At 69.3% G+C, this 25,213-nt stretch carries 24 protein-coding genes; 18 read left to right on the top strand and 6 right to left on the bottom strand.

The window, feature by feature from the left end:
* Positions 1 to 96: 96 nt before the first annotated feature.
* The 11 genes from C8D78_RS08935 to C8D78_RS08885 all read left to right on the top strand — a co-directional run bounded on the left by C8D78_RS08935 (position 97) and on the right by C8D78_RS08885 (position 9,668).
* Positions 97 to 720: a dihydrofolate reductase family protein gene (locus C8D78_RS08935; RefSeq protein ID WP_120952567.1), complete on the top strand. Its 624-nt coding sequence runs from the start codon at positions 97 to 99 to the stop codon at positions 718 to 720.
* Between the two features lie 148 nt (positions 721 to 868).
* On the top strand, positions 869 to 2,248 hold the full coding sequence (gene nhaA / locus C8D78_RS08930; RefSeq protein WP_120952564.1) for a Na+/H+ antiporter NhaA: 1,380 nt from the start codon (positions 869 to 871) through the stop codon (positions 2,246 to 2,248).
* 120 nt (positions 2,249 to 2,368) lie between these two features.
* Positions 2,369 to 2,671: a rhodanese-like domain-containing protein gene (locus C8D78_RS08925; protein ID WP_120952561.1), complete on the top strand. Its 303-nt coding sequence runs from the start codon at positions 2,369 to 2,371 to the stop codon at positions 2,669 to 2,671.
* A 14-nt stretch (positions 2,672 to 2,685) separates the two neighbouring features.
* Complete coding sequence (locus C8D78_RS08920; protein ID WP_120952558.1) at positions 2,686 to 4,047, top strand: MBL fold metallo-hydrolase; 1,362 nt, start codon at positions 2,686 to 2,688, stop codon at positions 4,045 to 4,047.
* Positions 4,048 to 4,154: 107 nt separating this feature from the next.
* A complete protein-coding gene (locus C8D78_RS08915; protein WP_244208318.1) occupies positions 4,155 to 5,159 on the top strand; it encodes a carbohydrate kinase family protein in 1,005 nt (334 codons plus the stop codon).
* Entirely contained in the window at positions 5,156 to 5,689 is a 534-nt protein-coding gene (locus tag C8D78_RS08910; RefSeq protein WP_120952555.1) for a YbhB/YbcL family Raf kinase inhibitor-like protein, read from the top strand. The genes C8D78_RS08915 and C8D78_RS08910 overlap by 4 nt, the downstream gene beginning before the upstream one ends.
* Positions 5,690 to 5,882: 193 nt before the next feature.
* Complete coding sequence (locus C8D78_RS08905; RefSeq protein WP_120952552.1) at positions 5,883 to 6,701, top strand: HAD family hydrolase; 819 nt, start codon at positions 5,883 to 5,885, stop codon at positions 6,699 to 6,701.
* A 108-nt stretch (positions 6,702 to 6,809) separates the two neighbouring features.
* A complete protein-coding gene (locus C8D78_RS08900) occupies positions 6,810 to 7,058 on the top strand; it encodes a hypothetical protein (protein ID WP_120952549.1) in 249 nt (82 codons plus the stop codon).
* Between the two features lie 204 nt (positions 7,059 to 7,262).
* Entirely contained in the window at positions 7,263 to 8,003 is a 741-nt protein-coding gene (locus C8D78_RS08895) for a glycerophosphodiester phosphodiesterase family protein (RefSeq protein ID WP_208641927.1), read from the top strand.
* Between the two features lie 66 nt (positions 8,004 to 8,069).
* Positions 8,070 to 9,194: a glycerate kinase gene (locus C8D78_RS08890; RefSeq protein ID WP_120952543.1), complete on the top strand. Its 1,125-nt coding sequence runs from the start codon at positions 8,070 to 8,072 to the stop codon at positions 9,192 to 9,194.
* An 84-nt stretch (positions 9,195 to 9,278) separates the two neighbouring features.
* Positions 9,279 to 9,668 (top strand): hypothetical protein, encoded by a 390-nt coding sequence (locus tag C8D78_RS08885; RefSeq protein WP_244208317.1) that lies wholly within the window; start codon positions 9,279 to 9,281, stop codon positions 9,666 to 9,668.
* 181 nt (positions 9,669 to 9,849) lie between these two features.
* Here C8D78_RS08885 and C8D78_RS08880 read toward each other — a convergent pair whose 3' ends face one another.
* On the bottom strand, positions 9,850 to 11,199 hold the full coding sequence (locus tag C8D78_RS08880) for a uracil-xanthine permease family protein (protein ID WP_120952540.1): 1,350 nt from the start codon (positions 11,197 to 11,199) through the stop codon (positions 9,850 to 9,852).
* 193 nt (positions 11,200 to 11,392) lie between these two features.
* On the opposite strand from C8D78_RS08880, the gene C8D78_RS08875 reads away from it, so the two are divergent.
* The 4 genes from C8D78_RS08875 (at position 11,393) to C8D78_RS08860 (ending at position 15,656) form a co-directional block, all read left to right on the top strand.
* Positions 11,393 to 12,673 carry a M20 metallopeptidase family protein gene (locus C8D78_RS08875; RefSeq protein WP_120952537.1) on the top strand — a complete coding sequence of 427 codons (1,281 nt, stop codon included), beginning with the start codon at positions 11,393 to 11,395 and terminating at the stop codon, positions 12,671 to 12,673.
* Between the two features lie 183 nt (positions 12,674 to 12,856).
* The gene (locus C8D78_RS08870) at positions 12,857 to 13,462 is read left to right on the top strand and encodes a malonic semialdehyde reductase (protein WP_120952534.1); all 606 of its coding nucleotides are present in this window, start codon (positions 12,857 to 12,859) and stop codon (positions 13,460 to 13,462) included.
* A 268-nt stretch (positions 13,463 to 13,730) separates the two neighbouring features.
* The gene (locus tag C8D78_RS08865; protein WP_120952531.1) at positions 13,731 to 14,315 is read left to right on the top strand and encodes a 2'-5' RNA ligase family protein; all 585 of its coding nucleotides are present in this window, start codon (positions 13,731 to 13,733) and stop codon (positions 14,313 to 14,315) included.
* A gap of 180 nt (positions 14,316 to 14,495) precedes the next feature.
* On the top strand, positions 14,496 to 15,656 hold the full coding sequence (locus tag C8D78_RS08860; protein ID WP_120952528.1) for a GGDEF domain-containing protein: 1,161 nt from the start codon (positions 14,496 to 14,498) through the stop codon (positions 15,654 to 15,656).
* On the opposite strand, the gene pgm is transcribed toward C8D78_RS08860, so the two are convergent.
* On the bottom strand, positions 15,646 to 17,319 hold the full coding sequence (gene pgm, locus C8D78_RS08855) for a phosphoglucomutase (alpha-D-glucose-1,6-bisphosphate-dependent) (protein WP_120953272.1): 1,674 nt from the start codon (positions 17,317 to 17,319) through the stop codon (positions 15,646 to 15,648). The two genes, C8D78_RS08860 and pgm, sit on opposite strands and share 11 nt — an antisense overlap.
* A 147-nt stretch (positions 17,320 to 17,466) precedes the next feature.
* Between pgm and C8D78_RS08850 the strand changes: the two genes are divergently transcribed.
* Positions 17,467 to 18,144, top strand: a complete 678-nt coding sequence (locus C8D78_RS08850) for a DUF4190 domain-containing protein (RefSeq protein WP_120952525.1) — start codon at positions 17,467 to 17,469, stop codon at positions 18,142 to 18,144.
* Positions 18,145 to 18,166: 22 nt separating this feature from the next.
* Here the strand turns inward: C8D78_RS08850 and C8D78_RS08845 are convergent, their stop codons facing one another.
* The 4 genes from C8D78_RS08845 to C8D78_RS08830 form a co-directional block, all read right to left on the bottom strand.
* The gene (locus C8D78_RS08845) at positions 18,167 to 19,051 is read right to left on the bottom strand and encodes a phosphotransferase (protein WP_120952522.1); all 885 of its coding nucleotides are present in this window, start codon (positions 19,049 to 19,051) and stop codon (positions 18,167 to 18,169) included.
* Positions 19,052 to 19,055: 4 nt separating this feature from the next.
* A complete protein-coding gene (locus C8D78_RS08840) occupies positions 19,056 to 20,561 on the bottom strand; it encodes a peptide MFS transporter (protein ID WP_120952519.1) in 1,506 nt (501 codons plus the stop codon).
* A gap of 128 nt (positions 20,562 to 20,689) precedes the next feature.
* Positions 20,690 to 21,835 (bottom strand): alcohol dehydrogenase catalytic domain-containing protein, encoded by a 1,146-nt coding sequence (locus tag C8D78_RS08835; RefSeq protein WP_120952516.1) that lies wholly within the window; start codon positions 21,833 to 21,835, stop codon positions 20,690 to 20,692.
* A 264-nt stretch (positions 21,836 to 22,099) separates the two neighbouring features.
* On the bottom strand, positions 22,100 to 23,575 hold the full coding sequence (locus C8D78_RS08830) for an amidase (protein WP_120952513.1): 1,476 nt from the start codon (positions 23,573 to 23,575) through the stop codon (positions 22,100 to 22,102).
* A gap of 288 nt (positions 23,576 to 23,863) precedes the next feature.
* Between C8D78_RS08830 and C8D78_RS08825 the strand changes: the two genes are divergently transcribed.
* A complete protein-coding gene (locus C8D78_RS08825; protein ID WP_120952510.1) occupies positions 23,864 to 24,190 on the top strand; it encodes a rhodanese-like domain-containing protein in 327 nt (108 codons plus the stop codon).
* Positions 24,191 to 24,208: 18 nt separating this feature from the next.
* Positions 24,209 to 25,192, top strand: a complete 984-nt coding sequence (gene pheA, locus C8D78_RS08820; protein WP_120952507.1) for a prephenate dehydratase — start codon at positions 24,209 to 24,211, stop codon at positions 25,190 to 25,192.
* Positions 25,193 to 25,213: the final 21 nt, after the last annotated feature.

Below are 25,213 nucleotides of genomic sequence, written 5' to 3'. Positions count from 1 at the left end.
CCCCGTCGATACCGGTTGCTTCGCGGGGGATCGTGTGCCAGCCTCAAAGTGATCCCGTCGCCGGGGCGACGACGGGCGGCAGAGGAGGAAAGCGGCATGGGACTCATCCATATCGACCTGTTCACCACGCTCGACGGCGTCGCGCAGGCGCCCGGCGGCCCGCATGAGGACCTGGAGAACGGCTTCGCGTTTGGCGGTTGGCAGGCGCCCCTCCTGGACGAGGTGGTCGGCGAGCAGGTCGTTGCCGGGATGGCGGGGATGGATGCGCTGCTGCTTGGGCGCCGGACCTACGACATTTTCGCCGCGTACTGGCCGCACGCGGACGGGACCATCGCCAGGCTGTTCAACCGCCTCCCGAAGTACGTGGCCTCGCGCCAGACGCCGGCCCTCGAGTGGGCCGGCTCTTCCCTGCTCGGTCCGGATGCGGTCGCCGCCGTGCGCGAACTGCGTGACCGGCACGAGAACATCCACGTGATCGGCAGTCTCGACTTCGTCCAGACCCTGTTCGCCGAGCGGCTCTTTGACCGGCTCACGCTCTGGGTGTATCCGATCCTCCTCGGCGGCGGAAAGAAGGTCTTCGCCGCCGGGGTGGTTCCGACGAACCTCAGACTCCTCGAGCCGGTGGTCGCTTCACCGAAGGGTGCGGTGCTGCAGCGGTACGCGCTCTCCGACGGCACGCCGGGCGTCGGCGATATGACGGCCGGCGTGCAGGTGGGCTAGGGCGTGTTCCTGACCAGGGGTAGGCATGGCCGGGGGCCGGCCCGGGTTCCGGGCCTCCGTCCCCCGACGGCGAAAGCGAATAGACTGATCCAAGGTGCGCCGGGAAGTCTGGTCGGCATAGTTCCGTCGACCCTTTTTTGAGGATCCCATGAGCGCTTTGCCCCCTTCGCCCCCACCCCCCGCACCTCCGCGCCTCACCGTATTCGGCCGGGGCAGCTACGCCGAGGCCTTGCGGATCGGTGAAATCCTCCGCAAAGAAACCGTAGGCGGGGCCCTGCTGGTCGCCGCGGCTGTGGTGGCTCTCATCTGGGCGAACTCCCCGGCGTCCGAAAGCTACTTCGCGCTCCGCGACTTCACCATCGGCTACGCGCCCTGGCACCTGGACCTGAGCCTGGGGGCATGGGCCGCCGACGGCCTGCTGGCCATCTTCTTCTTCCTGGTCGGCCTCGAACTCAAGCGCGAGTTTGTCGCGGGCGACCTGCGGAAGTTCAGCAAATCCGTGGTTCCGGTGGCCGCCGCCGTGGGCGGCGTGGCCGTTCCCGCGGCGATCTACGCGGCCGTCAACCTCTCCAGCCCCGAGACCCTGCGGGGCTGGGCCATCCCCACGGCGACCGATATCGCCTTCGCCGTCGCGGTGCTGGCGCTTATCGGTTCCCACCTTCCGAGCGCGCTGCGCATCTTCCTGCTCACCCTCGCCGTCGTGGACGATCTTCTGGCCATCACCATCATCGCTGTCTTCTACACGAGCGAACTCCACCCTGTCCCGCTTCTGCTGGCCCTGATTCCGCTGGGGCTCTATACGTTCCTGGTGCAGAAATACCGCCGGTTCTTTGGCACCCACGCAATCGCCGCCTGGCTGATCCTGCTGCCGCTCGGCGCCGTTACGTGGGCGCTCGTCCATGCGTCCGGCATCCACGCCACCGTGGCCGGGGTCCTGCTCGGCTTCGCCGTTCCCGTCATCCGCTCGCGGGCCAGCGGCGGGCCCGAGGCCGGGCCGGGCCTCGCGGAGATCTTCGAACACCGCTTCCGCCCGATCTCCGCCGGAATCGCCGTCCCGGTGTTCGCGTTCTTCTCGGCCGGGGTGGCCGTCGGCGGGGTGCAGGGCCTCGGTGCCGCCCTGACAGACCCCGTGGCCATCGGCATCATCCTGGCCCTCGTGCTCGGAAAGCCGGCCGGAATCCTGGGTACCACATGGGTCATCACCAAGGCCACGCGCGCGCACCTGGACGGGTCCTTCAAATGGGTCGACGTCTTCGGCCTGTCGATCCTGGCCGGCATCGGCTTCACCGTGTCGCTGCTGGTGGCCGAACTGAGCTTCGGCCAAGGCGCCGTCCACGACGACCACGCGAAGGTGGGCATTCTCGCGGCGTCACTGCTCGCCGCGCTCCTCGCGACGACGGTACTGCGGGCACGCAACACGCACTACCGCCAGTCGGAGGAAGAGGAAAAGATCGATTCGGACCACGACGGCATCCCGGACGTCTACCAGCAGGGCCCTCCGGCAGGCCGGGTCGACAGGCTAGAGTGAGGCTGAATCGGGGGATCGGGCGGGAGGGGCCGCAACGAGCACTCCTGATACCCCAAGGGGTATCATTGTTTAGCTGGGAATATCGCGCCGGGCCGTCCGGCGCCCTCGAAAGGAACAGGCATGAAGAGCATCTCCGTCAAGGACCTGGCCGCCCTGGGCGACGCCACCGAAATCGTTGATGTCCGCGAAGAGGACGAATACGCCACGGTCCGTGTCCCCGGCGCCAGGAGCATCCCGCTCTCACGATTTGTTCAGTCCCTTGCCGAAGTTCCGGCCAGCGGCACGGTCTACGTCATGTGCGCCGCAGGCGGACGCAGCGCCCAGGCCACCACTTACCTGGAAGACCAGGGATACGACGCCGTCAACGTCACCGGCGGAATCATGCAGTGGCAGGATGAGGGACACCCCGTCAACCGGGGCTGACTCCGGGAGCGACCATGGAAGTCATTGTCATCGAGACACCGCAACTCGGGGACCGCAGCTACCTGGTCCACGACGGTTCCGTGGCGCTGGCAATCGACCCCCAGCGGGACACCGACCGCATCGAAGCGGCCGCCCGCGACGCCGGCGTCACCATCACCCACGTGGCCGAGACGCACCTGCACAATGACTACATCACCGGCGGCCTGATCCTGGCCCGCGCCCACGGCGCCAGCTACCTCGTGAACGCCGCCGACCCCGTGGCCTTCGAGCGCACGCCCGTGACCGACGGCCAGACGGTGCGGGTGGGCTCCCTCACCGTCAAAGCCGTTGCCACCCCGGGCCACACGCATACCCACATGTCGTACATCGTGGACGACGGCCGGAAGCGGGCCGTCTTCTCCGGCGGCAGCCTCCTCTACGGCTCGGTGGGCCGCACGGACCTTGTCAGCGAGGCGGACACGGTCGGCCTGACGCACGATCAGTACGCCTCGGTCCGGCGTCTCGTTGCCGAGGGCGGCCACGACGCCGCGCTCTTCCCGACCCACGGGTTCGGCTCGTTCTGTTCCTCCGGGCCGGCCACCGGCGCCCGGTCCTCCACGATCGGCGAGCAACTTGCCGCCAACCATGCCCTGACGGACCCCGACGAGGACCACTTCGTCCGCCAGCTCATCGCCAACCTCACGGACCACCCGTCCTATTACGCCCACATGGGTCCGGCCAACGTCCGGGGGCCGGGGCCCGCAGATCTGTCCGTGCCCGAATCACTCGACGCCGCCGAGCTCTCGCGGCGCCTGGAACGAGGCGATTGGGTGGTGGACCTCCGGCGGCGCGTGGCCTTCGCCAGCAGCCACCTCAAGGGCAGCGTCAGTTTTGAGTACGGCTCAGGCTCCAGTTTCACCACCTACCTGGGCTGGGTTCTCCCGTGGGGTGAAGCCTTGACCCTGGTCGGTTCGCGGGAAGACCTCGAGAACGCCATCCGCGATCTCTCCCGGATCGGCATCGAATCCCCGGACGCCGCCGTCGGAACCGAACCCCACGTCCTGGCGCCGCGGGCGCCCCTCGCCTCCTACCCGCGCGTCGGATGGGCCGGTGTGCTGGCCGGCCGGGACGCCGGGGACACAGTCCTGGACGTGCGCCGGGCCGACGAATTCGCCGCTTCGCGGGTGGTGGGCGCGGTCAACGTGCCGTTGCACGAACTGCTGCTGCGCCTGGAGGAGATCCCTGCCGGGAAGCTCTGGGTGCACTGCGGTTCCGGCTACCGCGCCGGGGTGGCCGCCAGCCTCCTTCAGCGCGCGGGCCGGGACGTGGTCCACATCGACGCCAGGTTTGCCGACGCCGCATCCGCCGGGATCCCCGTCGACACCACCGCTGCCTGACGCCTGCGGCTGAAACACGCCCCCCGCCGCCCGGGCGGGGCCCGTCACGTGCTGACCCGCTCCGGCAACACACGGCGCGGGACCGGATTCTCTGGCAGAGTATGAGCATGCTCACAGTTATAGGCGAGGGGCTGGTCGATGTCGTCCAGCGTTCCTCCGGCGTCCAGGCCCATGTCGGCGGCAGCCCCCTCAACGTCGCGGTGGGGCTGGCACGGCTGGACCATCCGGTCCAGTTCATTGGCCGATACGGCCGCGATGCCTACGGCGAGGCCCTGGCCGCGCACCTGAAGTCGAGCTCCGTGCTCCTCCCGGTGGGACCCGACGAGCTGCCCACCAGCGTGGCCGCCGCCCTGATCGACGACGCCGGCGCCGCCACCTACACCTTTGACCTCGCCTGGGAGCTTCCCGGCGTCGCGGCGCGCCTGCCGTTCCTGCTGCAGGGGACGACGCTGCTGCACACCGGATCCATTGCGACCATGTTGGCTCCGGGTGCCGCCGACGTGCTGGCCGCCGTCGAGCGCGCCCACCCGTCCGCCACCATCAGCTTCGATCCCAACTGCCGCCCCAGCATCATCCCGGACGTGGACTACGCCCGCGGCCAGGCGGAAAAGTTTGTGGCGCTCGCTGACGTCGTCAAAGCCTCCGACGAGGACCTCGAATGGCTTTATCCGGGCGTCGACCCGCTGGACTCGGCCCGGCGCTGGCTGGAGCTGGGCGGCTCGGAAGGGCCGGCCCTGGTGGTGGTGACCCGCGGGGGCAAAGGCCCGTGGGGTATCAACGCCGCCGGTGTTGCGCAGTTCGACGCTCCCAGGGTCGAGGTTGCGGATACCGTCGGGGCGGGGGATTCGTTCATGGCCGCGCTGCTTTCCGGCGTGGTGGACCTTGGCCTGGACGGGGCACAAAACCGCAAGGCCCTGCGCGAGCTCTCCGCCGAAAGCCTCGGCGACATTCTCGCCCATGCCTCCCGTGCGGCCGCCGTTACCGTGTCCCGGGCCGGCGCCAATCCGCCCACGCGTGCCGAAATGGCCAGGATGGAGCTTGGTAGCGTGGGGACCAGCAAGGCACGCCCGGCATCACAAGACGAGCAAAAAGTAGAAGAGAGGCAGCCATGACAGCCCACGATCCTTACGCACCGTTGCCCAACGTCCCCGCATTCGACGTCAGCAGCGACTCCTTCGCCGACGGCGCCACGATGCCCCCGGCTCAGCGCAGCGGCCTCATGGGCGCCGGAGGCAGGGACGAATCCCCCCAGCTGAGCTGGAGCGGCGCCCCGGCCGGCACCAAGAGCTTCGCGGTGACCGTCTTTGACCCCGATGCCCCCACGGCCAGCGGCTTCTGGCACTGGGCGGTCCTCAACATCCCCGCGAACGTGACTTCGCTGCCGGCCGGCGCCGGTTCGCGGGACGGCGCGGCGCTCCCCGCGGGGGCCTTGCAGCTGAGGAACGACGCCGGATTCGCCGGCTACATCGGCGCGGCCCCGCCCAAGGGACACGGTCCGCACCGCTACCTGATCGTGGTCCATGCTGTGGACGTCGAGAAGCTCGAGGTCGGCAAGAACGACAGCCCCGCCAGCCTCGGATTTGCGCTGTTCAGCCACACCCTGGGCCGGGCCCGGCTGACCGGGCACTACGAACAGCACTAACGCGGCTCCGCCGCCTGGCCCGGCCCTCGCCGCCGCCCAAGTCGCCGGAAGGCCCCGAACTCGCCGGAAGTTTTCGGCGAACTCGGGGCCTTCCGGCGATCTCGGCGGGGGTCCCGGGGACGCCGGCGGGGGTACCGGGGGCGCCAGGGACGCGGCCGACGTCGAGGCCCGGCGGCCAACGTAGACTGGCAGTATGCGGCTCGTAGCAAGCGATATCGACGGAACGATCCTCGGCCATGACGGCAAAATCAGCGACCGGACCGTCCGCGCGTTCCACGCCTGCCGCGACGCCGGGGTGGAATTGGTGTTCGTCACCGGCCGGCCGCCGCGCTGGCTCCACCCCCTTCAGGACCAACTCGGGCACGCCGGCACCGTCATCTGCTCCAACGGCGCCGTGGTCTGGGACCTGGAAGCGGACCGCATGCTCTCGGCGCGTGGGCTGGAGCTCGACGCCGTGTTCGAGGCCCGCCGCATCATCCGGCGGCTGCGCCCGGCCGCCCTGTTTGCCGCCGAAACCCTGACCGGCTTCCACCTGGAACCGGGATTCCTGGACCCCGGTACAAGCCGGCTGCTCGGCGAGGTCACACCCGCGCCACTGCACACCACCCTCAGCGCCGACGACTCCGTGGTGAAGTTCCTGGCCATCGTCCGGGAGGGCACGGCCGATGACTTCCTGGCCGAGGTCACCCCCGCCGTCGCCCATCTGGCCGCCGCGACACACTCGGCGCCGAACATGGCGCTGCTGGAGCTGTCCCTTCCCGGCGTGAACAAAGCCGTGACCCTCTCCGAATACGCCGCCTCGCTCGGCATCGACGCCGCGGACGTGGTGGCGTTCGGCGACATGCCCAACGACATCGAAATGCTCCGCTGGGCCGGGGACGGTTACGCGATGGCCAGCGGCCACCCGGAGGCGATCCGCGCCGCCGGCCAGCAGGCGCCGCACTTCGACGACGACGGCGTGGCCCAGATCCTCGAGGCCAAGCTCGCCGCATTGGGCGTGCGGCTGCGCTGACGCGCCAGGGCCGGACACCGGATTCTCAGCGGGCGGTCAACTGGCGTTCACTTTGGCCTCCTAGGCTGAAGGCTCGCGACAGATCGTTTGACCGATAGTGGGGAAATCATGGCCAAGTACCGCGTCAACAAGACCGACGAACAACCCCTCCGGCGCGTGGAGCCGAACGGGCACTGGAGGCAGCTGCGCCGGGGCGACCGCGTCAGCGTTCGGCTCGCCCCCGGCTTCGAGACGGGCGGCCTCGTGGACGCCGTGACGGCAGACCACAGCGTTGTCTGGGTGGACCTCGACGGCGGCCGCGGCCGCACGCTGTTGCACTGCGGCGACGGCGTCGAAATCCGCCCGCACGACTCCTGACCCCTGCCGCCCAGCTCCGGCGCCCGGGGGAGCAGTCGAGCCCAACTTCGGCCCCGCGCCGCAGAACGGGGGCTCAGGTACGCTTCAGGAGTGACTACCCCGCACCCCTACTTCGCACCTCGCCGCAGCCCTGCCAGCAACAGCGCAGAGGGCCCGGAGGGCCCCGCCGCCAGCGCCCAGGACGCCCCCCGGATGCCGTTGGCGATGGCCCACCGGGGCTTTTCGCTGGTCGGCCTGGAGAACTCGATGGCCGCGTTCCGCGCCGCCGTCGACCTCGGATTCGGGCATCTGGAGACGGACGTCCACACGACGGCCGATGGAGTACTGGTGCTCTTCCACGACGAGACGCTGGACCGTCTCACCGAGGTGAGGGGCCGGATCGCGGACCTGCCGGCGGCGGCCGTGGCCCGGGCCAGGATCGGCGGGACGGAGCCGATTCTCCGCTTTGACGAGCTCGTCGCCGCGTTCCCGGACGTCCGGCTCAATATCGACGTCAAGGACTGGAACTCCGTGGCCACCCTGGCCTCGGCGATCGAACGCCACGGACTGCACGACCGCGTGCTGGTGGCCAGCTTCTCGGACCGGCGGCGCCGCGCGGTGCTGAAGCAGTTGAGCCGGCCTGCTGCGAGCTCGGCCGGCACCGTCTCCAACGCCGTGTTCGTCCTGCTGGGACCGGCGCTGCCGGACCGGCTGATGGCCGTGGTGGTGCGCCGGGCACTGCAGGGCGTCCACGCGCTGCAAGTGCCTGTCCGCTACGGCGCGGTGCCCGTGGTGACGCCCGGATTCGTCCGGCGGGCACACCGGCACGGCCTGCAGGTCCACGTTTGGACCGTCAACGAGGCCGCGGAAATGCACCGGTTGCTCGATCTGGGCGTGGACGGGATCGTCACGGACCGCGCGGACCTGCTCAAGGCGGTCCTCCAGGAGCGCGGGACCTGGGCGTAGACGCGGCCTCCCGCAAAAGTGGCCTTGTCAGCGTGCCGGGGCCGCCGGGCTGGCAGGATAGAGCCCATGCGTATCCTCATCGCCCCGGACAAGTTCAAGGGCTCCCTGACCGCCGCCGAAGCCGCCGCCGCCATCGCCGAGGGCGCCCTGCGCGTCTATCCCGACGCCGAGGCCATTCAATTTCCCGTGGCTGACGGCGGCGAGGGAACCCTCGAGGCTGCGGTCGCCGCCGGCTATGAGGAACGGCTCAACGCGGTCGTTGGACCCATCCTGGCCCCGATCGGTGCCGCGTGGGCCATCCGCAAGGACGCCTTCGGCGGCGCAACCGCGGTGATCGAGACGGCGCAGGCCTCCGGGCTGGCGCACATGGAGCCCACGCCGGCCAACGCCCTGCGCGCCCACAGCTACGGGTGCGGTCAGCTCATCGCCGCCGCGCTGGATGCCGGTGCCACGGAAATCGTGCTCGGCGTCGGCGGTTCGGCCATGAGCGACGGCGGCAGCGGCGCGCTCCGGGCGCTCGGCCTGAAGCCGCTGGATGCCGCCGGCAACGTGGTGCCCCTCGGCGGCGGCTCGCTGGCCGACGTCGCGAGCGTGGACGTCAGCGGCCTTGACCCGCGGCTGTCCGCGGTGAAGTTCAGGATCGCCGTGGACGTGCAGAATCCGCTGTACGGCAGCGACGGCGCGGCACACGTGTTCGGGCCGCAAAAAGGCGCCGACGCCGACGCGGTGGAACTGCTCGACGCCGGCCTGCGCAACTGGGCCTCGGTCCTGCGCGGCGCGACAGGCCGGGACGTCAACGTCCCCGGCGCCGGGGCCGCCGGCGGCTTCCCGGCGTCGTTCCTGGCCTTCAGTACCGCCGCCCTGGAAGGCGGCTTCGAGCTTGTGGCCGGACTTACCGGGCTGGCCGCGAAACTCGCGGTGGCCGATCTGGTCATCACCGGGGAAGGGTCCATGGACAGCCAGTCACTGACCGGCAAGGCGCCGATTGCCCTTGCCGACGCCGCCCAGGCCCTGGGGATCCCGGTGATCGTGGTGGCCGGACGCATCCTGGTCACCCCGGAGGACCTCGCCCGGCACGGCGTGGTGGCCGCCGCCCAGCTGCTCGATGTCGCCGCGGGGCCGGACGACGCCGTCGCCAACGCCGCAAAATATCTTGCCTGGACCACCAGCCAGGTCCTCGAAGGAGCCTAGGGGCCGGGGCGCGGAGGCCTGGTTCCTGCCCGCGCCCCGTCAGGCCGCCCCTCGGCTAGTAAGTGTGCTGACTACTTTGCGGCTATGGTGGAAACTGTTTACTTCGCCGGGAAGCAGCCCGGCCTTAGCGCGCCGATGGAGCCCAAACCGGACCTGAGCCAGTTCGGCGCCGAAGACCAAGACAGTGCAGGAGAGCCGGGCGCAGGACGCTTGGGCGGAACGGAGGAACAAATGAGTTCAGAAAACGCCGGTACGGAGCGCGGCTTCGACGCGGACAGCCGGGACACCGTGGTGCCCTCGACCGACGCCGAGATGGATGCATCCAACACCGAAGAACCCGACGCCGGGCGGCCGTTCTCCTCGGAGTCCGGCCAGGACGCGGCGGGACTGCCCGACGGCTCCGGCACCGACCTGCCGGACAGCAAGTCGCCGAAGGACCGCGATGATGACAAGGACGCCTTCGACGCCGGCTAAGCCGCCGATCAGAACTAGCGACTGGTCACGTTGATAGAACCGGCGGCGAGAAACGTCGCCAGAGAGTCGCTGCTGCCGCGAAAGGCCGGCGTCCGGCCACCATACGGTGGCCGGATGCCGGCCTTAGCTGTTGAGTCTGAGACCACGACCGAGCCTGGGCTCGGCGCTGCGGCGAATGCCGCTAGCGGCGCTTCTTCGGGGCGCGCTTCGCGGCGGCCCTGACCGCCGCCGTCGCAACGGACGCCGGATCTTCCGTTTCGGGCTCCGCCACGGTGCCGCGTGCCTTCGCGATCGCCTTCATGCCGTGGTAAATCACCAGCGCGGCGGCCGAGCCGAGCGCGATGCCGTTGAACGTCAGGTCGCCGAGGGTCCACGTATAGTTCGCGATGCCGATGATCAGCGCCACGGCGGCCGTGGTCAGGTTGATCGAGTTGGAGAAGTTCACCTTGTTCTGGACCCAGATCTTCACGCCCAGCACGCCGATCATGCCGTACAGCATCGTGGCCGCGCCGCCCAGGACGCCGGCGGGGACAGTGGCGATGAGTTCGCCAAACTTCGGCGAGAAGCTCAGCACCACCGCGAAGATGCCCGCCACCCAGTAGGCTGCCGTCGAATACACCTTGGTGGCAGCCATGACGCCGATGTTCTCGGCGTAGGTGGTGGTTCCGGACCCGCCGCCAAACCCGGCCATCATGGTGGCAATGCCGTCGGCCAGCAGCGCACGGCCGGACACGCCGTCGAGGTTCTGGCCCGTCATGGCGGACACGGACTTCACGTGGCCGATGTTCTCCGCCACCAGCACCAGCACCACAGGCACGAAGAGGCCCACGACGCCGAGGTGGAACTCGGGGGTCTGGAAGTGCGGCAGGCCCACCCAGCCGGCGCTGTCCATCTTGGAGAAGTCCACCTCGCCACGGATCATGGCCACGACGTAGCCCACCAGGACGCCCACCAGGATGCTCAGCCGTCCCAGCATGCCGCGGAACAGCACGCTGACCACGATGATGACGGCCAGCGTGATGAAGGCGGTCACCGGGGCTTTGTCGAAGTTGGCCTTCGCGGCGGGCGCCAGGTTCAGCCCGATCAGGGCCACGATGGCACCGGTGACGATCGGCGGCATGACCCGGTTAATCCAGCCGGCGCCGAACTTCTGCACCACGGCGCCGACGACGGCGAGGGCCGCGCCCGCCAGTACGACGCCACCCAGCGCCCCGGGGATGCCGAACTGCTGCTGCGAGGCAAGGATCGGTGCGATGAACGCGAAGCTGGAGCCGAGGTAGCTCGGGACACGTCCCTGGGTGATGACCAGGAACAGCAGGGTGCCGATGCCGGAGAAGAACAGCGTGGTGGCCGGCGGCATGCCCGTGATGATCGGGACCAGGAAGGTCGCGCCGAACATGGCCACAACGTGCTGCATCCCGATCCCGATGGTCAGCGGCCACGTGAGCCGTTCATCCGGCCTGACGACCTCACCGGGGCGGACGGACTTGCCGGTGCCGTGGAGCTTCCATTTGGTGCCGAGCATGCTCATTGCCGGGAGCCTTTCAGAGAATGTGGGGCGGGCGCGGAAGGAATCTTCCCGAGCAACTTTACCGCGCAGGCCGGGCGCGTCCGGCGCGGAACAGGTCCGGGCGCGGGGTTTGAAGAGCGGGCCTCGGCGCCCGTTGCGTTTTCCGCGACCTCCGGCCATACTCCGGGAATACCGGTGGAAGGAGTGTTGTGTGATGTCAGAGTACTTCGGCTCCGAGATTGACCGCTTGGCCCGGGCACGCCGCGCCGAGCTGATCCGGCTCCGCCATCGGGTTCACCAGCATCCCGAGCTCTCCAATCGGGAAAGTGCGACCTCCGCCCTGGTCGCTGAGCACCTCCGTTCGGTCGGTCTCGACGAGGTCCGTACAGGCATCGCCGGGCACGGCGTCGTCGGAGTCCTTCGCGGCGGGCTGCCGGGGGAGAGGGTCGCGGCCCTGCGGGCGGACATGGATGCGCTCCCGGTGGCCGAAGCGTCTGGCGTCGAGTTTGCATCGACGACGGTCGACCACAACTATCCTGGCGGACCCTTCCCGGTCGCGCACGCGTGCGGCCATGACTGTCACACCGCGGTTGTCCTTGCCGCGGCAGGCGTCCTGGCGGACATGCGCGATCGGCTGCCCGGGACTGTGCTGTTCATCTTCCAGCCCGCAGAGGAAGGTCCGCCTCTGGATGAGACCGGCGGAGCCCGCGCCATGCTCTTGGCGGGAGCCTTGGCCGACCCCGAGCCGACCATGGTTTTCGGCATGCACGTCGGACCGCTGCCCGCCGGGGTCGTCGGCTACCGTGCCGGAACTTCATATGCGGCGTCGTGCGTCGTGCGGCTCACCGTCACGGGAAGGCAGGTGCATGCCTCCACCCCGTGGATGGGAATCGATCCGATGCCGGCGGCCGCAGGCATCATCGGCGGAGTCGGGGAACTCTACCGGCAGGTTCCCGCGCAGCACGCGACCTCCGTCAGCTTCGGCCACGTCCAGGATGTCGGCCGGTTCAACATCATCGGGCAGGCCGTCACCTTGTTCGGAACCATCCGCTGCACCGTCGACGCCGACATGGGCGTAGTCCAGCAGGGGATGCGCCGGCTGGCCGTGCACCAGGCGGAGGCCTTCGGCTGCACGACCGATGTCGACTTCCTGCAATCTGTTCCGGGGGTCATCAACCGGCGGGAGTGGATTGATGCAATGCTGCCCGCCCTCGGCAGGATTGTCGGCCGGGAAAGGATTGTCGAGGTGCCCGTGACGCTTGGCTACGACGACGTGTCCGAGTTCGTCAATGCCTACGGCGGCGCGTACCTCAGCTACGGGGTCCAGGACACCCGGATCGAGGTCGACCAGCTGCGGCCGGTGGAGGGCGGCCGCGGGCTGTTCCCCAACCACAGCCCCGGGTTCTATGCGGACGACGATTCCCTGGTTGATGCAATCCGGGTGCACGCGGGCCTCGCCGTCGGCCATCTCGCCGGAGAGATCATCGTTCGCTAAGAGGCCGCGGCAGGCTCCTGGCTGACCTTACGGGCCGTCACGCTGGGAACCGCGCAGCCCGCACCCGCTGTGGGCGACGTCACTCTGCGTGCCGGGAAGCAGGCGCCCCGGACCTCCGTTGCAACTAGGGACAGCAGAACGCCCGCCGCCGGACGGTGAGCAGGCCCAGCGAAAGGGACGCGAATGACGATCGCCCATGAAGAAGCAGTAATCGACGCCGCAGCGGTGGACGCCATCTTTGCCGAGGCTCGGACGGCGAACGTCTTCACCGGAGAGGTCACCGACGAGCAGGCGCGCGCCATCTACGAACTGACGAAGTTCGGGCCCACCGCCTTCAACTCCCAGCCGCTGCGCGTCACATACGTGCGCTCGGAAGAAGCCCGCGCCACGCTCGTGGACGCACTCGCCGCCGGAAACCGTGCCAAGACGGCGTCCGCGCCGCTCGTCGCCGTACTGAGCTACGACACCGCCTGGCAGGACCAGTGGGACGCATTCCTCCCCGGCTACAACGCTCCCAAGGCCATGTATGACGCCGCCCCGGACCTGGCCGCGACCACCGGCAACAACAACGCCCACCTGCAGGCCGGGTACTTCATCCTCGCGGTGCGCTCCCTCGGCCTCGCCGCAGGTCCCATGACCGGCGCCGACTTCGCCAAAATCGACGCCGCATTCTTCCCCGACGGGAGCCAGAAGAGCTTCCTGGTGGTCAACATCGGCCAGCCCGGGGAAGACGCCTGGGGCGCCGCCAAGCCGAAGTTCGCCTACGAGGACGTCGTCCGCACGGTCTAAGGACAAAGGCACTCCCCGGGGAGCGGCCTCCGGCGCTGTTCTTCACGCGGAGCGGCCTCCGGCGCTGTTCTTTACGCGGAGGTGCCTCCGGCACCATGGGGGACAGGCCGGAGGCACACGGGATGCGATTCTGCGGTTCAGCGCATGGCCCGCTTCCGGGGCCACTTCCCATTTTAGTCCGCACTTTGGGCTCCGGCGCAGTGCGTTCGTGCCGGCCGTCCGATGGCGGGCGCCGAAGGTTGTGGCCGCGGCGTGGCACACTTTTCCCATGCGGAACCTGATCGCGGTGGCCTTTGTGGAACCGGTAACCGAGGGGCTCGAGTTTCCCCGTGACGACTGGCCGCTGCACATCACCCTGGTGAAGTTCGACGTCGTCGAGCCCCGCCAGAGTGACACAACTGCGGCCGCCGCGGCGACTGCGGCCGCCGGGCCGGAACCTGAAGCCGGCGATGCGCCGGGTGGAGCGCCCGGGCCCGGCGATCAGCTGGCGGAGAAAATCGCCACCATCATGACCGAGCCCGTGGCCGCAGCGCTGGGATGCCAAGTGGTCGTAGGCGGAGAAGCGGGGTTCGGGCGGGCCGGGTCCATCCCGGTCAACCTGATTGAGCCCAGCGCCGGGCTGCAGTCGCTGCACGACGCCCTGGTCCGGATCGTCCAGGAACTGCCGGGCAGGATCTCCACGCCCGCCTTCACCCTGACAGGGTACCGGCCGCATGTCTCCCACCACGGGGACAAACGGCTCCATGAGGGCGACACGGTTGTGCTGGACCGGATAGCGCTCGTGGACATGGCGCCCGACGGCGGCCACGCCACCCGGCGGGTCCTCAAGCTGTGGACCCAACACCCGGCTTAGGGCCCGGAATGGCAGGGGACCTCCTGCCGCACGTCATATGGGGAACCCCCGGCGTGCTTTCCCCTCGGCGGGTGCCATACTTGGGTCAACTTCGACGGTTGTTCGTCGCTTCTGCGGCGGATACACGACGGCGAGGTGACGCATTGCGGGCAAATTAAGAGCGGACCGGGGGGCCACTAGATGATGCTTGACACGGGGACACTGCGGGTTGCCTTGGCGCTGGTCGATCTCACGCTGCTGCTGCTGTTCTACTTCATAACCTTCCGGCGCACCCGGTCTGCCTACAGCGGCTGGTGGTGCATGGCCCTCCTGCTGTTCCTCGTCGGCAACGCCGCGTACATGCTGTCCGGGACGGCATACCAGGCCTGGGCCAACCCCGCAGGCAACGTCCTGCTGGTCACCGGCGCGGCCAGCATCTGGGCCGGCGGCCGCTCGCTGCGGGCTCCCGCGCTCCCTCTCTGGCAGCTCGCGGCCGGGCCCGCCATTACAGCCGTCGCTTCCGTTCTTGACCATCCGGCCACCAACGTGTGGGCGGGCGGGCCGGTCTATCTGGCGCTCATGGCCATCCTGATCGGGCTGGGTTCCCGGGAGCTGTTCCTGCTCGAACGCGGCTACTCGCGCGTCCACCGGCCCCTCGCCGTCGGTGCCGGCATCCTGGCCGTCTTCTACCTGGGCCGCCTCGTCGCTTTCCTGGCGGACGGGCCGGACGGGGCGGTCTTTGCGGCGGCCTTCGGTTCCGCTCCGATGACCGTCTTCACGGCAGTCACGCTCGTGGTCGCCTCGTTCACGATGGCCGAGCTGAGCTACGAACAACAAACCACCGATCTGCGCGCACGCGCCACCGTGGACGGCCTCACCGGCCTGCTCAACCGCTCGGCCTTCCTGGACCTCGCGGAGAACGAACTGCGCCGCCTGCGCGGGACCGGAACCACGGCGTCGGTCATCCTCGCCGACCTGGACCATTTCAAGGCCATCAACGACCAGTTCGGCCACCCCGCCGGAGACACCGCCCTACAGGCCTTTGCCCGTGCCTGCGCGGGAACCGTCCGCTCCACGGACCTCGTCGGCCGGTACGGCGGCGAGGAATTCATCCTCCTGCTGCCCGGCGTCACACCCGAACGGGCCCGGGAAATCGCGGCCGACATCAGCACCCGGCTCCAGCAATCCGGTTCAGAAATCATTCCGCGCCTGCCCACCGTCAGCTACGGTATTGCGGCCGCCGACGCCGGACCGGGCAGCCTCGACGCTGCAGTGGCCTCGGCCGACGCGGCCCTCTACCAGGCAAAGACGCTTGGCAGGGACCGCGCCGTATTGGCGTCCGGCGGTGGAGCTAGGAAATAACGCCGTCCACCAGCGCCTTCGCCTCGGCCTGGACCTGCTTGAGGTGCTCGGCACCCTTGAAGGACTCGGCGTAGATCTTGTAGACGTCCTCCGTGCCGGAGGGCCGCGCCGCGAACCAGGCGTTTTCGGTAACCACCTTCAGGCCGCCGATCGCGGCGCCGTTACCCGGCGCCTCCGTCAGTTTGGCGGTGATAGTTTCGCCGGCCAGCTCGGTGGCGGTGACGTCCGACGGCGAGAGCTTGCCCAGTGCGGCCTTCTGCTCCCGCGTGGCGGCGGCGTCGATCCGCGCATACACAGGGTCGCCGAACCGGTCCGTGAGGCCCTTGTAGAGCTGTGAGGGCGACTGGCCCGTGACGGCCGTGATCTCCGAGGCCAGCAGCGCCAGAAGGATGCCGTCCTTGTCGGTGGTCCAGACACTGCCGTCCATCTTGTTGAAGGACGCGCCCGCGGATTCCTCTCCGCCAAAAGCCCCCTCGCCGGACAGCAGGCCCGGAACGAACCACTTGAAGCCGACGGGGACCTCCACGAGCTTGCGGCCCAGGCTCTCGGCCACCCGGTCGATGATCGAGGAGGACACGAGGGTCTTGCCGATCACGGACTGCGGGTTCCAGCCCGTGCGGTGCCGGTACAGGTAATCGATGGCGACGGCGAGGTAGTGGTTCGGGTTCATCAGCCCGCCCTGTCCGTCAACAAACGGCGTGACGATCCCGTGGCGGTCGGCGTCGGCGTCGTTGCCGGTGGCGACGTCGAAGGGTGCGGACCCGTCCGCACCAGCAGCCATCCTGTTGATCAGCGACGCCATCGCCGACGGCGAGGAGCAGTCCATCCGGATCTTCTCGTCCCAGTCCAGGGTCATGAAGGCCCACTGCGGGTCGACCGTCGGGTTCACCACGGTCAGGTTGAGGTGGTGGCGTTCGCCGATCTCACCCCAGTAGTCCACCGACGCCCCGCCCATGGGGTCCGCGCCGATGCGGACGCCGGCGTCGCGGATCGCGTTCAGGTCCAGCACGGACGGCAGGTCATCCACATAGCTGCTGAGGAAGTCGAACTTGCCGGTGGTTCCGGCCGCGAGGGCATCCGCCACGGGGATCCGCTTGACGCCGCGCAGGCCGTTTTCGAGCAGTTCGTTGGCGCGGTTGGCGATCCAGCCCGTGGCGTCGGTGTCCGCGGGGCCGCCGTGCGGAGGGTTGTACTTGAACCCGCCGTCGCCGGGAGGGTTGTGGCTGGGGGTGACGACGATCCCGTCAGCCTGCGGCGCACCAGGGGCCGCGTTGCGGTTGTGGGTCAGGATGGCGTGGCTCAGGGCAGGGGTGGGCGTGTAGCCATGGCGGGCGTCGATGAGGACGTGTACGCCGTTGGCCGCCAGCACTTCGAGCGCGGAGTTCTGCGCCGGCTCGCTCAGGCCATGGGTGTCTTTTGCCATGTACAGGGGGCCGGTGATGCCCTGGCCCGCCCGGTATTCCACGATCGCCTGCGTGATGGCGAGGATATGGGGTTCGTTGAAGGAAGCCTTCAGGCTCGATCCGCGGTGCCCGGAGGTGCCGAAGGCCACCCGCTGGCCCGGGTCCGTGAGATCCGGCGAAACGTCGTAGTACGCATCCAGGAGCGCAGTGAGGTCAACAAGGTCTTGGGGTTGGGCAACTGTGCCCGCGCGGCTAGCCATGGCACCAGCATGCCAGACGACGACGGGGTGCAACATGGTTTCGCGTCAAACCCGCTCCTGTGACGCGAGAAAGCCGCAGATCAGGGCCGTCCCATCGCAGGGCTGCGGCGGTACGCTGGACCCAGGGACTTCGTGAGGGGACATGAGATGACTGATCAGCCACAACAAGGGAAAAACGAGCCTGGCACGGGCGAGACGCCAGAGGGTTACCAGCCGACGCTTCGGCTCCCGGACTACCGGCAGGATGCGTCGCAGCAGCCGGCCCCGCCGACGCCGCCTGCGGGTCAGGACGCCGGTCAGGACGCGGGTCACCCGGCGACGGAGCACCCGGCGACGGAGCAGTTCGCGCAGTCCGAGTCCGAACCCCCGCAGCAGCCCTACCAGGGCGGGCACCCCGGCGAGCCGCAGCCGGACCGCGGCCAGTTTTCAAGCCCCTACCCCCCGGTTTACGGCGACTCCGGCCGGCCGCCGTACGGTTCCGGCGACGCGGCCTACGGCCAGCCGTACGTCCAACCGTCGCCGTACGCCCAGCCCGGCAGCCCGAACGCCTACGGCCAGCCCGCGTATTACGGTGCGCCGGCGGCGCCCAAGGCCTTGAGCATCGCCAGCATGTGTTGCGGGATCGCCGCGCTGGTGGGATTCGGGTTCTTCCTGCTCCCGCAGCTGGCCGCCGTCATCCTGGGGCATCTGGCCCTGCGGCGCGAACCGGCCGGCCGGGGCATGGCCATCGCCGGACTGGTGATGGGGTACGTGGGCATCGCCATCACGGTCCTGGTGCTGATTGTCTTCGGCATGGTCCTCGGCAGCGTGCGCAACAGCGGTTGACGCGTCCGGCCGGGCCGGGGTTTCAGTGTGTCAGCGCGGCCACGAGCGGCAGGGCGTTGGCTTCCAGCCATGCGCGCCGGCGGTTGATGAGGCCGCCCACGCCGTCTTGCCACATCCGGGCCCAGCCTCCGCCCAGGGTCGCGGCGTTGTGCCGCATCCGCTCGTAGCTCAGCGCCGCGGCCTCGATCCCGGCGCCGGGCACACGGCGTCGTTCCTCCTCCGTCCAGCCGTAGGCGTCGGCGAAGATGCGCAGCCGGCGGAACGGGTCCTGGTCCTCCCACCCGGGCCAGGCGTCGGCGGGGTCGCGGAGCGGAACCCAGTGCATGGCGGTGTTGAGTGAATCGTGCAGTGCGGTGGCGGGGCCGGCGAGATCGAAATCCACCAGCCCCGCGGCCTGGCCGTCCCGGACCACCACGTTCTGCGGTGTCACATCCAGGTGGCAGACGAGCCCGGCAGCGTCAGAGGGGTTGGGCCGGCCCGGCCTGCTCGGAAACGGCCTGCTCGGAAACGGACTGCGCGGGAACGGGTGGGCCTCCGGCACATACCCGGCCGAGGCGGTATGCAGCCGCCGCACCAGGCGGGCCACGGAGGCCAGCAGGTCCTCGGACTGCACCCAGGCTTCCGGTGAGGCCCCGGCGCACTGTCCCGGTACAAAGGTCAGGACGTCCCGGCCCTGTGCGTCGCGGCCCAGGAAACGCGGGGAACCGTGAAAGCCGGAGTCCTCCAGCCAGTCCAGGTACTCGCCCACGGCGAAAGATTGCGGCTGGTGCGGGCGGCGGATAGTTCCGCCCACCCGCACCACACCATCGGTGACATCGCCCGCCGGCATATGTTCGACGTCGGACGCCCCGCCGGGGGCGGGGGTGTAGACGCGCGAAGCAACCGGGACGCGATGTGCGGGGTTCATCGGGTCAGCGTACGCCGCCCATGAGCTTCTTGATCGCCGGCGAGGCAGCTGCCATGCCGACGGCCAGCAGGATCGCGGTTCCGCCCACACCGATGAAGTAAGGCAGCTCATCCTGCGGGTTGTACAGGCCGGACAGGATGCCGGCCAGCGTGGTGCCCAGGGACACGGACAGGAAGAACAGCGCCACCATCTGGGTGTGGAAGGCCTTCGGCGCCAGCTTGGTGGTCACCGAGAGGCCGATGGGGGACAGGAACAGTTCCGCCAGCGTGAACAGCAGCAGGATTCCGGCCAGGGCCAGCAGCGGCGTCTTGCCGTCGCCGGAGAGCGGGATGAAGGCAAGGAAGGCCAAGCCCATCACGAACAGGCCGATGGAGAACTTCAGCGCCGAGCCGGGCTGCTTGCGGCCGAGCCGGGTCCACAGCGCAGCCATGATGCCGGCGAAGATGATGATGAACACCGGGTTGATGGACTGGACCCACGCGGCCGGCATTTCCCAGCCGAAGAGGTTCCGGTCCAGCTTCTCCTCCGAGTACACGGCGATGAAGGTGAACTGCTGCTGGAACAGGGCCCAGAACGCGGCCGAGGCGATGTACAGCGGGATAAACGCCGCCACCCGTCCGCGCTCGGTGGGGGTGATCTTCTTGCTCTTGAAGATCAGGGCGAAGTACAGAACGGACGCGCCAATGGCCGCGTAGGCCATGGACATGGCCAGGTTCTTGGGGTTCACAGTGCCGGTCATGAGGAGCACGGCGATGATCACGGCGATGCCGGCGAAGATCAGGCCGTAGCGGGTGCGCTGGGCGGCGGGCAGGGGGTTCGGCACACGCTGTGCCTCTGCCGGCAGCTTCTTGCGGCCCAGGGAGTAGACGACCAGGCCAATGGCCATGCCGACGGCGGCGGCGCCGAAGCCCCAGTGGAAGCCCTGGCTTTCCTGAAGCCAGCCGGTGACCAGCGGGCCGATCAGGGCGCCGGCGTTGATGCCCATGTAGAAGATTGAGAATCCGGCGTCGCGGCGCTCATCTTTCTCGCCGTAAAGGCTGCCGACGAGGGCGGTGGCGTTGGCCTTCAGTCCGCCGGAACCGACGCCCACCAGCACCAGGCCGGCGATGAGGCCGGGGATGCCGGGCACGAGGGCCAGTGCGACGTGGCCGGCCATGATCAGGATGGCCGCGCCGAACAGCACCCGCTCGGACCCGAAGAGCCGGTCCGCGAGCCAGGCGCCGAGGATGGTGGAGAGGTAGACGCCGCCGCCGTAGGCGCCGACGAGGCCGGCCGCCAAGGCCTTGGGAATCTCGAGGCCACCCTGGGCGGCCGTGAAGTACATGTAGTAAAGCAGGATTCCCTGCATGCCGTAGAAGGAGAAGCGCTCCCACATTTCTACGGAGAAAAGGCTGGCCAGCATCTTTGGGTGGCCAAAAAAGGATGTGTCGCCCGGGGTCTTAGGGGGGGATGTTAACGATGTATCGCCCGGCGTTGTAGCGGGGGGATTGGATAAATGAGTTGTGCTCATTTACTTAATGGTGACATTGTGACGCGCGATTGTCACATTCGAGCATCGCCGAGGCAAGCAACCCGGACCGTGTTTTGCCTCTCTTTCGCCGCATTTGCGCGGCGTGCGCCGGACCGGGCGGCCGCGTCCTAGGCGGGCCCGCCGCCGGGCTCCCCGGCGGTCCCGCCGGCGTCGAACATGATGACCTGCCGGATGGCGTGGCCGTCGGCCAGCCGGTCCATGGCCCGGTTGATATCGGCGAGGCCAATGCGTTCCGAGATCAGCTCCTCGACCGGCAGCTTCCCCTCCCGCCACAGCTGGGCGTATCGCGGGATGTCCCGCGACGGGACGGCAGAGCCGAGGTAGCTTCCCACGATCGTCCTGGCCTCGGCGGTCACGGTGAGCGGCGCCAGCTGCGCGCGGGCATCGGGGGAGGGCAACCCGGCCGTGACGGTGGTCCCGCCGGGGGAAGTGGCGGCGAAGGCTGTCTCGAAGGCGCGCGGATTTCCGGCGCACTCAATCACGAACCTGGCCTTGACCCCGCCGTCGAGGACCTGCTGCGGGGTGTACGTTTCATGCGCGCCGAGGCGGCGTGCGTGATCGAGTTTCTGCTCCAGGGTGTCCACGGCGATGATCCGCGAGATCCCTTGGGAGACGGCCGTGATGAGCGCCGCCATGCCCACCCCGCCGAGGCCGACGATCATGATGCTGTCCTGCGGGCGGGGCCGGGCCGCGTTGAGCACCGCGCCGCCGCCGGTCAGCACGGCGCAGCCCAGGACCGCGGCGACGTCGGCGGGGACGTCGTCGCCCACCGGCACGGCGGAAGCGCGGTCCACCACCGCATAGGTGGCGAATCCCGAGACGCCCAGGTGGTGGTGGACGGGCTCGCCGCCGCGGCTCAAGTGCGTTGACCCGTGCAGCAGGGTGCCGGCGTTGTTGCTCTGCGACCCGGCCGTGCAGGGCAGCCGGCCGTCCTCGGCGCAGTTCGCGCAGCGCTCGCAGCGGGGCAGGAAGGACATGACCACGCGCTGCCCGGGCCGCAGGTCCGTGACCCCGGAGCCGACCTCCACGATCCGGCCGGCCGCCTCGTGGCCCAGCAGCATGGGCACTGGCCGGACCCGGTTGCCGTCGACGACGCTCAGGTCCGAATGGCAGACCCCGGCGGCCTCCATCCGGACGAGGATCTCGGTGGGCCCGGGAGCCGCCAGGTCCAGCTCGGAGATGCTGATGGGCCTGGACTCGGCGAAGGGGCGCGGGCGGCCGATTTCCTCGAGTACTGCACCGGTGATCTTCATTGACCCTCTTTCGCGGCCTGGTCGGGTTGCAGTGAACGATAGCCGCCTGCCGGAGCCAGCGTCCATTTGAAAGGGCGACCCGCGCCCGGTTCGTCTGGGCTCTCCCAGGGGACATGCTCATTCTTGGCGCCAGCGGGTGGACAGGATGGCATTGTGTCCAGTGGCCGCGGCAAGGACTGAGCATGTCCCTGACGAGCACTGGACATGTCCCCTGGCCCGGGAGAGGAAGGACATGTCCTTGGCCCGCGCACGGCCGCGCAGAGGCTAAAACCCGAGCTGGGCGGCCACCTGCAGCAACAGGCCCTCGGATCCCATCCGCCCGATCAGTTGGATGCCCATCGGCAGGCCGTTGCCCTGGGCGCCTCCCGTCCAGTGCACTGGAATACTGATGGCCGGCAGCCCGCAGACGTTCACCATGGATGACCACGGAGCGTATTCACATTGTTTGCGGTAGTCGCCGTCGGCGTCGCCCGGCCACTCCGCGGCCGGCCAGTAGCCGCCGCCGTGGGCTGCGCCGGTGAACCAGCCCACCGGCCGCGGGGTTTGTGCCAGAGCCGGCGTCATCATGAGGTCCCACCCGGAGTACTGGACGAGAGTGTCGCGCTGGAACTGCCGGAGGAACTCCAAGGACTCGTTGAGTTGGGCCGCGCTGCGGTGCTGTGCGCGCCGCCGGAACGTCCTGGTCAGCGGGGTCAGGAGCGCCTCGCGCTGGGGTGCGATTCGCGCGCTCCCGACGCCGGCCGTCCAGGCCGTGGTGAAAGCGTCCGGATAGCGGTTGTCGTAGCGAATCGCGGCCTCCGACGTCTCGTGGCCGGCCGCCTCCAGCCGGGCGACGCCGTCGGCCAGCGCATTGAGCGCCTCCCGGTCGGGGGTGAAGGGGAAAATCGCCTGCCACGGACTGTCTAGGCTCACTCCGATTCGCAACCGGCGCGGTTCTCGGGCGGTCAGTTCGAGGTAGCTGCCGGCCGGCGGCGCCGCCTCGCCGGGGCCGTCCGGAGGATGCTGGGACGCATCGGCCCGGCCCGGCCCGGGCACCAGGGAATCGAGCAGCAGGGCGGCATCGGCGGCGGAGCGTGCCAGTGGGCCGGCAACTACGAGCCGGGCGGGATCGCCGGAACTTTCGCCGGCAGGCACGAGCCCCCGGCCGGGCTTCAGGCCTACGAGCCCGCAGGCCGCGGCCGGGATCCGCACCGAACCGCCGCCGTCGGATCCTGGCGCGAACGGCACCAGGCCTGCGCCCACAGCGGCCGCGCTGCCGCCCGAGGACCCGCCCGAGCTTCGGCTGAGCGCGTGCGGATTGCGCGACGGCGGGGCGATGCGGTTCTCGCTGTAGGCGGTCAGGCCGAACTCCGGGACCTGGGTCTTCCCCAGCGAAACCACCCCGGCGGTCCTCAGTGCGGCGGGAAGGGCCCCGTCAGCCAGCGCCGGCTTGTGCTCCAAGGCGGCGCTCCCGTGCGTGGTCACCACCCCCGCCACATCCGTCAGGTCCTTGAACGCGAGCGGCATGCCATGCAACGGGGGTAGCGTTCCGCCGTGCCGGGCCCGCAGGGCGTATTGCCGGTCGGCCTCGGCTGCGTCCTTCCGCGCCTGTGCCGCCGTGACCGTGATGAAGGCCCCGAGACGGGCATTGTTGGCCTCGATCCGGTCCAGGAAGTGATTGGTCGCCTGAAGGGCGGACAGCTCGCCGGCCTGGAGGGCATCGCGCAGCTGGACGGCGGAGAGTTCGTGGATTTCAGCCAAGGGAGGCGGGCTCCAGCCGTACCCGGAGCCGGGCGACCCCCGCCACCGTGGGACATGCCCAGGCTTGGGAGCAGCGGGAGGGCACTGCGGGCTTATGCCCGGTGGTCGCGGCGGGGGGAGGGCATGTCCCGTGGACGGCGCCGCGGACGGACCGCTCCGCGGGATGTTCGGCAGCCATGAGGTCTCCTTTGCGCTCCCCAGAAGCGTAACGTGCCGCCCCCGGGGCCGCCCGGCCGGCGGTGGGGGATACGCTGGGATGAGACCTAGAAATCTGCGGAAAGGGCGAACATGAGCGACTTCCAGACCGTAAGCGTGTCCGGCATCCCCGACGGCGCCAGGATCCTTGATGTCCGCGAGGACTATGAATGGGCAGCGGGCCACGCCGAGGGCGCCTTGCACATACCCCTGGACCAGCTGCCGGCCCGGATCGAGGAGCTTGACCCGGATGAGGACGTCTATGTCATCTGCCGCACCGGCGGCCGGTCCTACCGGGCCACCCAGTGGCTCGTCGGCATGGGGTATTCCGCAATGAATGTCGCCGGCGGCATGGACCAGTGGCTCGAGACCGGCATGCCGCTGGTGTCCGACAACGGCCTCAAGCCCGTCATCCTATAACCGAAGAAGGAAGAGCCGATGTCCGCACCCACGGTCACTTACACGTTCCTCGGACCCGAGGGCACCTTTACCGAGGCGGCCCTGCTGCAAGTTCCGGGCGCGGCGGACGCCATCCGCATCCCGTCCTCGAATGTGAACACGGCGCTGGACAAGGTGCGGGATGGCTCGGCCGACGCCGCCATGGTGCCGATCGAAAACTCTGTGGAGGGCGGCGTCACCGCCACTCTTGACGCCATAGCCACCGGCCAGGAACTCAGGATCATCCGGGAGGCCCTCGTCCCCATCAGCTTCGTCCTTGTGGCCAGGCCGGGCGTGGCCATCGGGGACATCCGGCGGGTCTCCACCCACGGCCATGCATGGGCCCAGTGCCGGCTTTGGGTCGACGCTAATATTCCCAATGCGGAATACATCCCGGGGTCCTCCACCGCTGCCGCCGCCATGGGCTTGCTCGACGGCGACGGCGCCCACTACGACGCCGCAATCTGCGCCCCGATTGTGGCCGCCGAGCAACCGGGACTGAGAGTGCTTGCCGAAAACATCGGCGACAACCCCGGCGCAGTCACCCGCTTCGTGCTCGTCGGGCGCCCTGGCGAAATCCCGGCCCGCACCGGAGCGGACAAGACCACCGTGGTGGTGCCGCTGCCCGAGGACCGGCCCGGCGCGCTCATGGAGATCCTCGACCAGTTCGCCACCCGCGGCGTGAACCTGAGCCGGATCGAGTCCCGGCCGACCGGGCAGTATCTGGGCCATTACTTCTTCAGCATTGACGCCGACGGCCACGTCGCGGACGCCCGGGTGGCCGATGCGCTCGCGGGCCTGCACCGGATCAGCCCGGCCACCCGCTTTCTCGGCTCCTACCGTCGCGCCGACGGCCACCGGACGATCGTTGCGCCGCATACCTCGGACCAGGCATTCCGGTCAGCGCATGCGTGGGTGAAAGACATACTGGGCGGCGCATCTGCCGTCACGGAATATACCCCGGGGGCTTCGCCCAGAGCGTAGGCGAATGCCGCCTGGCGTACT

Origin of the sequence: Arthrobacter oryzae (assembly GCF_003634095.1) — a bacterium.
Classification (GTDB): Bacteria; Actinomycetota; Actinomycetes; order Actinomycetales; family Micrococcaceae; genus Arthrobacter; species Arthrobacter oryzae.
Note: the sequence above shows the minus strand (reverse complement) of the source record. Positions and strands in the feature narration are given on the sequence as shown.

Coding starts and splice junctions, on each gene's coding strand:
- C8D78_RS08860 (WP_120952528.1), top strand. CDS start 14,496: ATGATGCTTGACACGGGGACACTGCGGGTTGCCTTGGCGCTGGTCGAT.
- C8D78_RS08890 (WP_120952543.1), top strand. CDS start 8,070: ATGCGTATCCTCATCGCCCCGGACAAGTTCAAGGGCTCCCTGACCGCC.
- C8D78_RS08870 (WP_120952534.1), top strand. CDS start 12,857: ATGACGATCGCCCATGAAGAAGCAGTAATCGACGCCGCAGCGGTGGAC.
- C8D78_RS08895 (WP_208641927.1), top strand. CDS start 7,263: ATGGCCCACCGGGGCTTTTCGCTGGTCGGCCTGGAGAACTCGATGGCC.
- nhaA (WP_120952564.1), top strand. CDS start 869: ATGAGCGCTTTGCCCCCTTCGCCCCCACCCCCCGCACCTCCGCGCCTC.
- C8D78_RS08865 (WP_120952531.1), top strand. CDS start 13,731: ATGCGGAACCTGATCGCGGTGGCCTTTGTGGAACCGGTAACCGAGGGG.
- C8D78_RS08905 (WP_120952552.1), top strand. CDS start 5,883: ATGCGGCTCGTAGCAAGCGATATCGACGGAACGATCCTCGGCCATGAC.
- pgm (WP_120953272.1), bottom strand. CDS start 17,319: ATGGCTAGCCGCGCGGGCACAGTTGCCCAACCCCAAGACCTTGTTGAC.
- C8D78_RS08915 (WP_244208318.1), top strand. CDS start 4,155: ATGCTCACAGTTATAGGCGAGGGGCTGGTCGATGTCGTCCAGCGTTCC.
- C8D78_RS08880 (WP_120952540.1), bottom strand. CDS start 11,199: ATGAGCATGCTCGGCACCAAATGGAAGCTCCACGGCACCGGCAAGTCC.
- C8D78_RS08935 (WP_120952567.1), top strand. CDS start 97: ATGGGACTCATCCATATCGACCTGTTCACCACGCTCGACGGCGTCGCG.
- C8D78_RS08825 (WP_120952510.1), top strand. CDS start 23,864: ATGAGCGACTTCCAGACCGTAAGCGTGTCCGGCATCCCCGACGGCGCC.
- C8D78_RS08845 (WP_120952522.1), bottom strand. CDS start 19,051: ATGAACCCCGCACATCGCGTCCCGGTTGCTTCGCGCGTCTACACCCCC.
- C8D78_RS08875 (WP_120952537.1), top strand. CDS start 11,393: ATGTCAGAGTACTTCGGCTCCGAGATTGACCGCTTGGCCCGGGCACGC.
- C8D78_RS08850 (WP_120952525.1), top strand. CDS start 17,467: ATGACTGATCAGCCACAACAAGGGAAAAACGAGCCTGGCACGGGCGAG.
- C8D78_RS08840 (WP_120952519.1), bottom strand. CDS start 20,561: ATGAGCACAACTCATTTATCCAATCCCCCCGCTACAACGCCGGGCGAT.
- C8D78_RS08900 (WP_120952549.1), top strand. CDS start 6,810: ATGGCCAAGTACCGCGTCAACAAGACCGACGAACAACCCCTCCGGCGC.
- C8D78_RS08885 (WP_244208317.1), top strand. CDS start 9,279: ATGGTGGAAACTGTTTACTTCGCCGGGAAGCAGCCCGGCCTTAGCGCG.
- C8D78_RS08920 (WP_120952558.1), top strand. CDS start 2,686: ATGGAAGTCATTGTCATCGAGACACCGCAACTCGGGGACCGCAGCTAC.
- C8D78_RS08910 (WP_120952555.1), top strand. CDS start 5,156: ATGACAGCCCACGATCCTTACGCACCGTTGCCCAACGTCCCCGCATTC.
- C8D78_RS08925 (WP_120952561.1), top strand. CDS start 2,369: ATGAAGAGCATCTCCGTCAAGGACCTGGCCGCCCTGGGCGACGCCACC.
- C8D78_RS08835 (WP_120952516.1), bottom strand. CDS start 21,835: ATGAAGATCACCGGTGCAGTACTCGAGGAAATCGGCCGCCCGCGCCCC.
- pheA (WP_120952507.1), top strand. CDS start 24,209: ATGTCCGCACCCACGGTCACTTACACGTTCCTCGGACCCGAGGGCACC.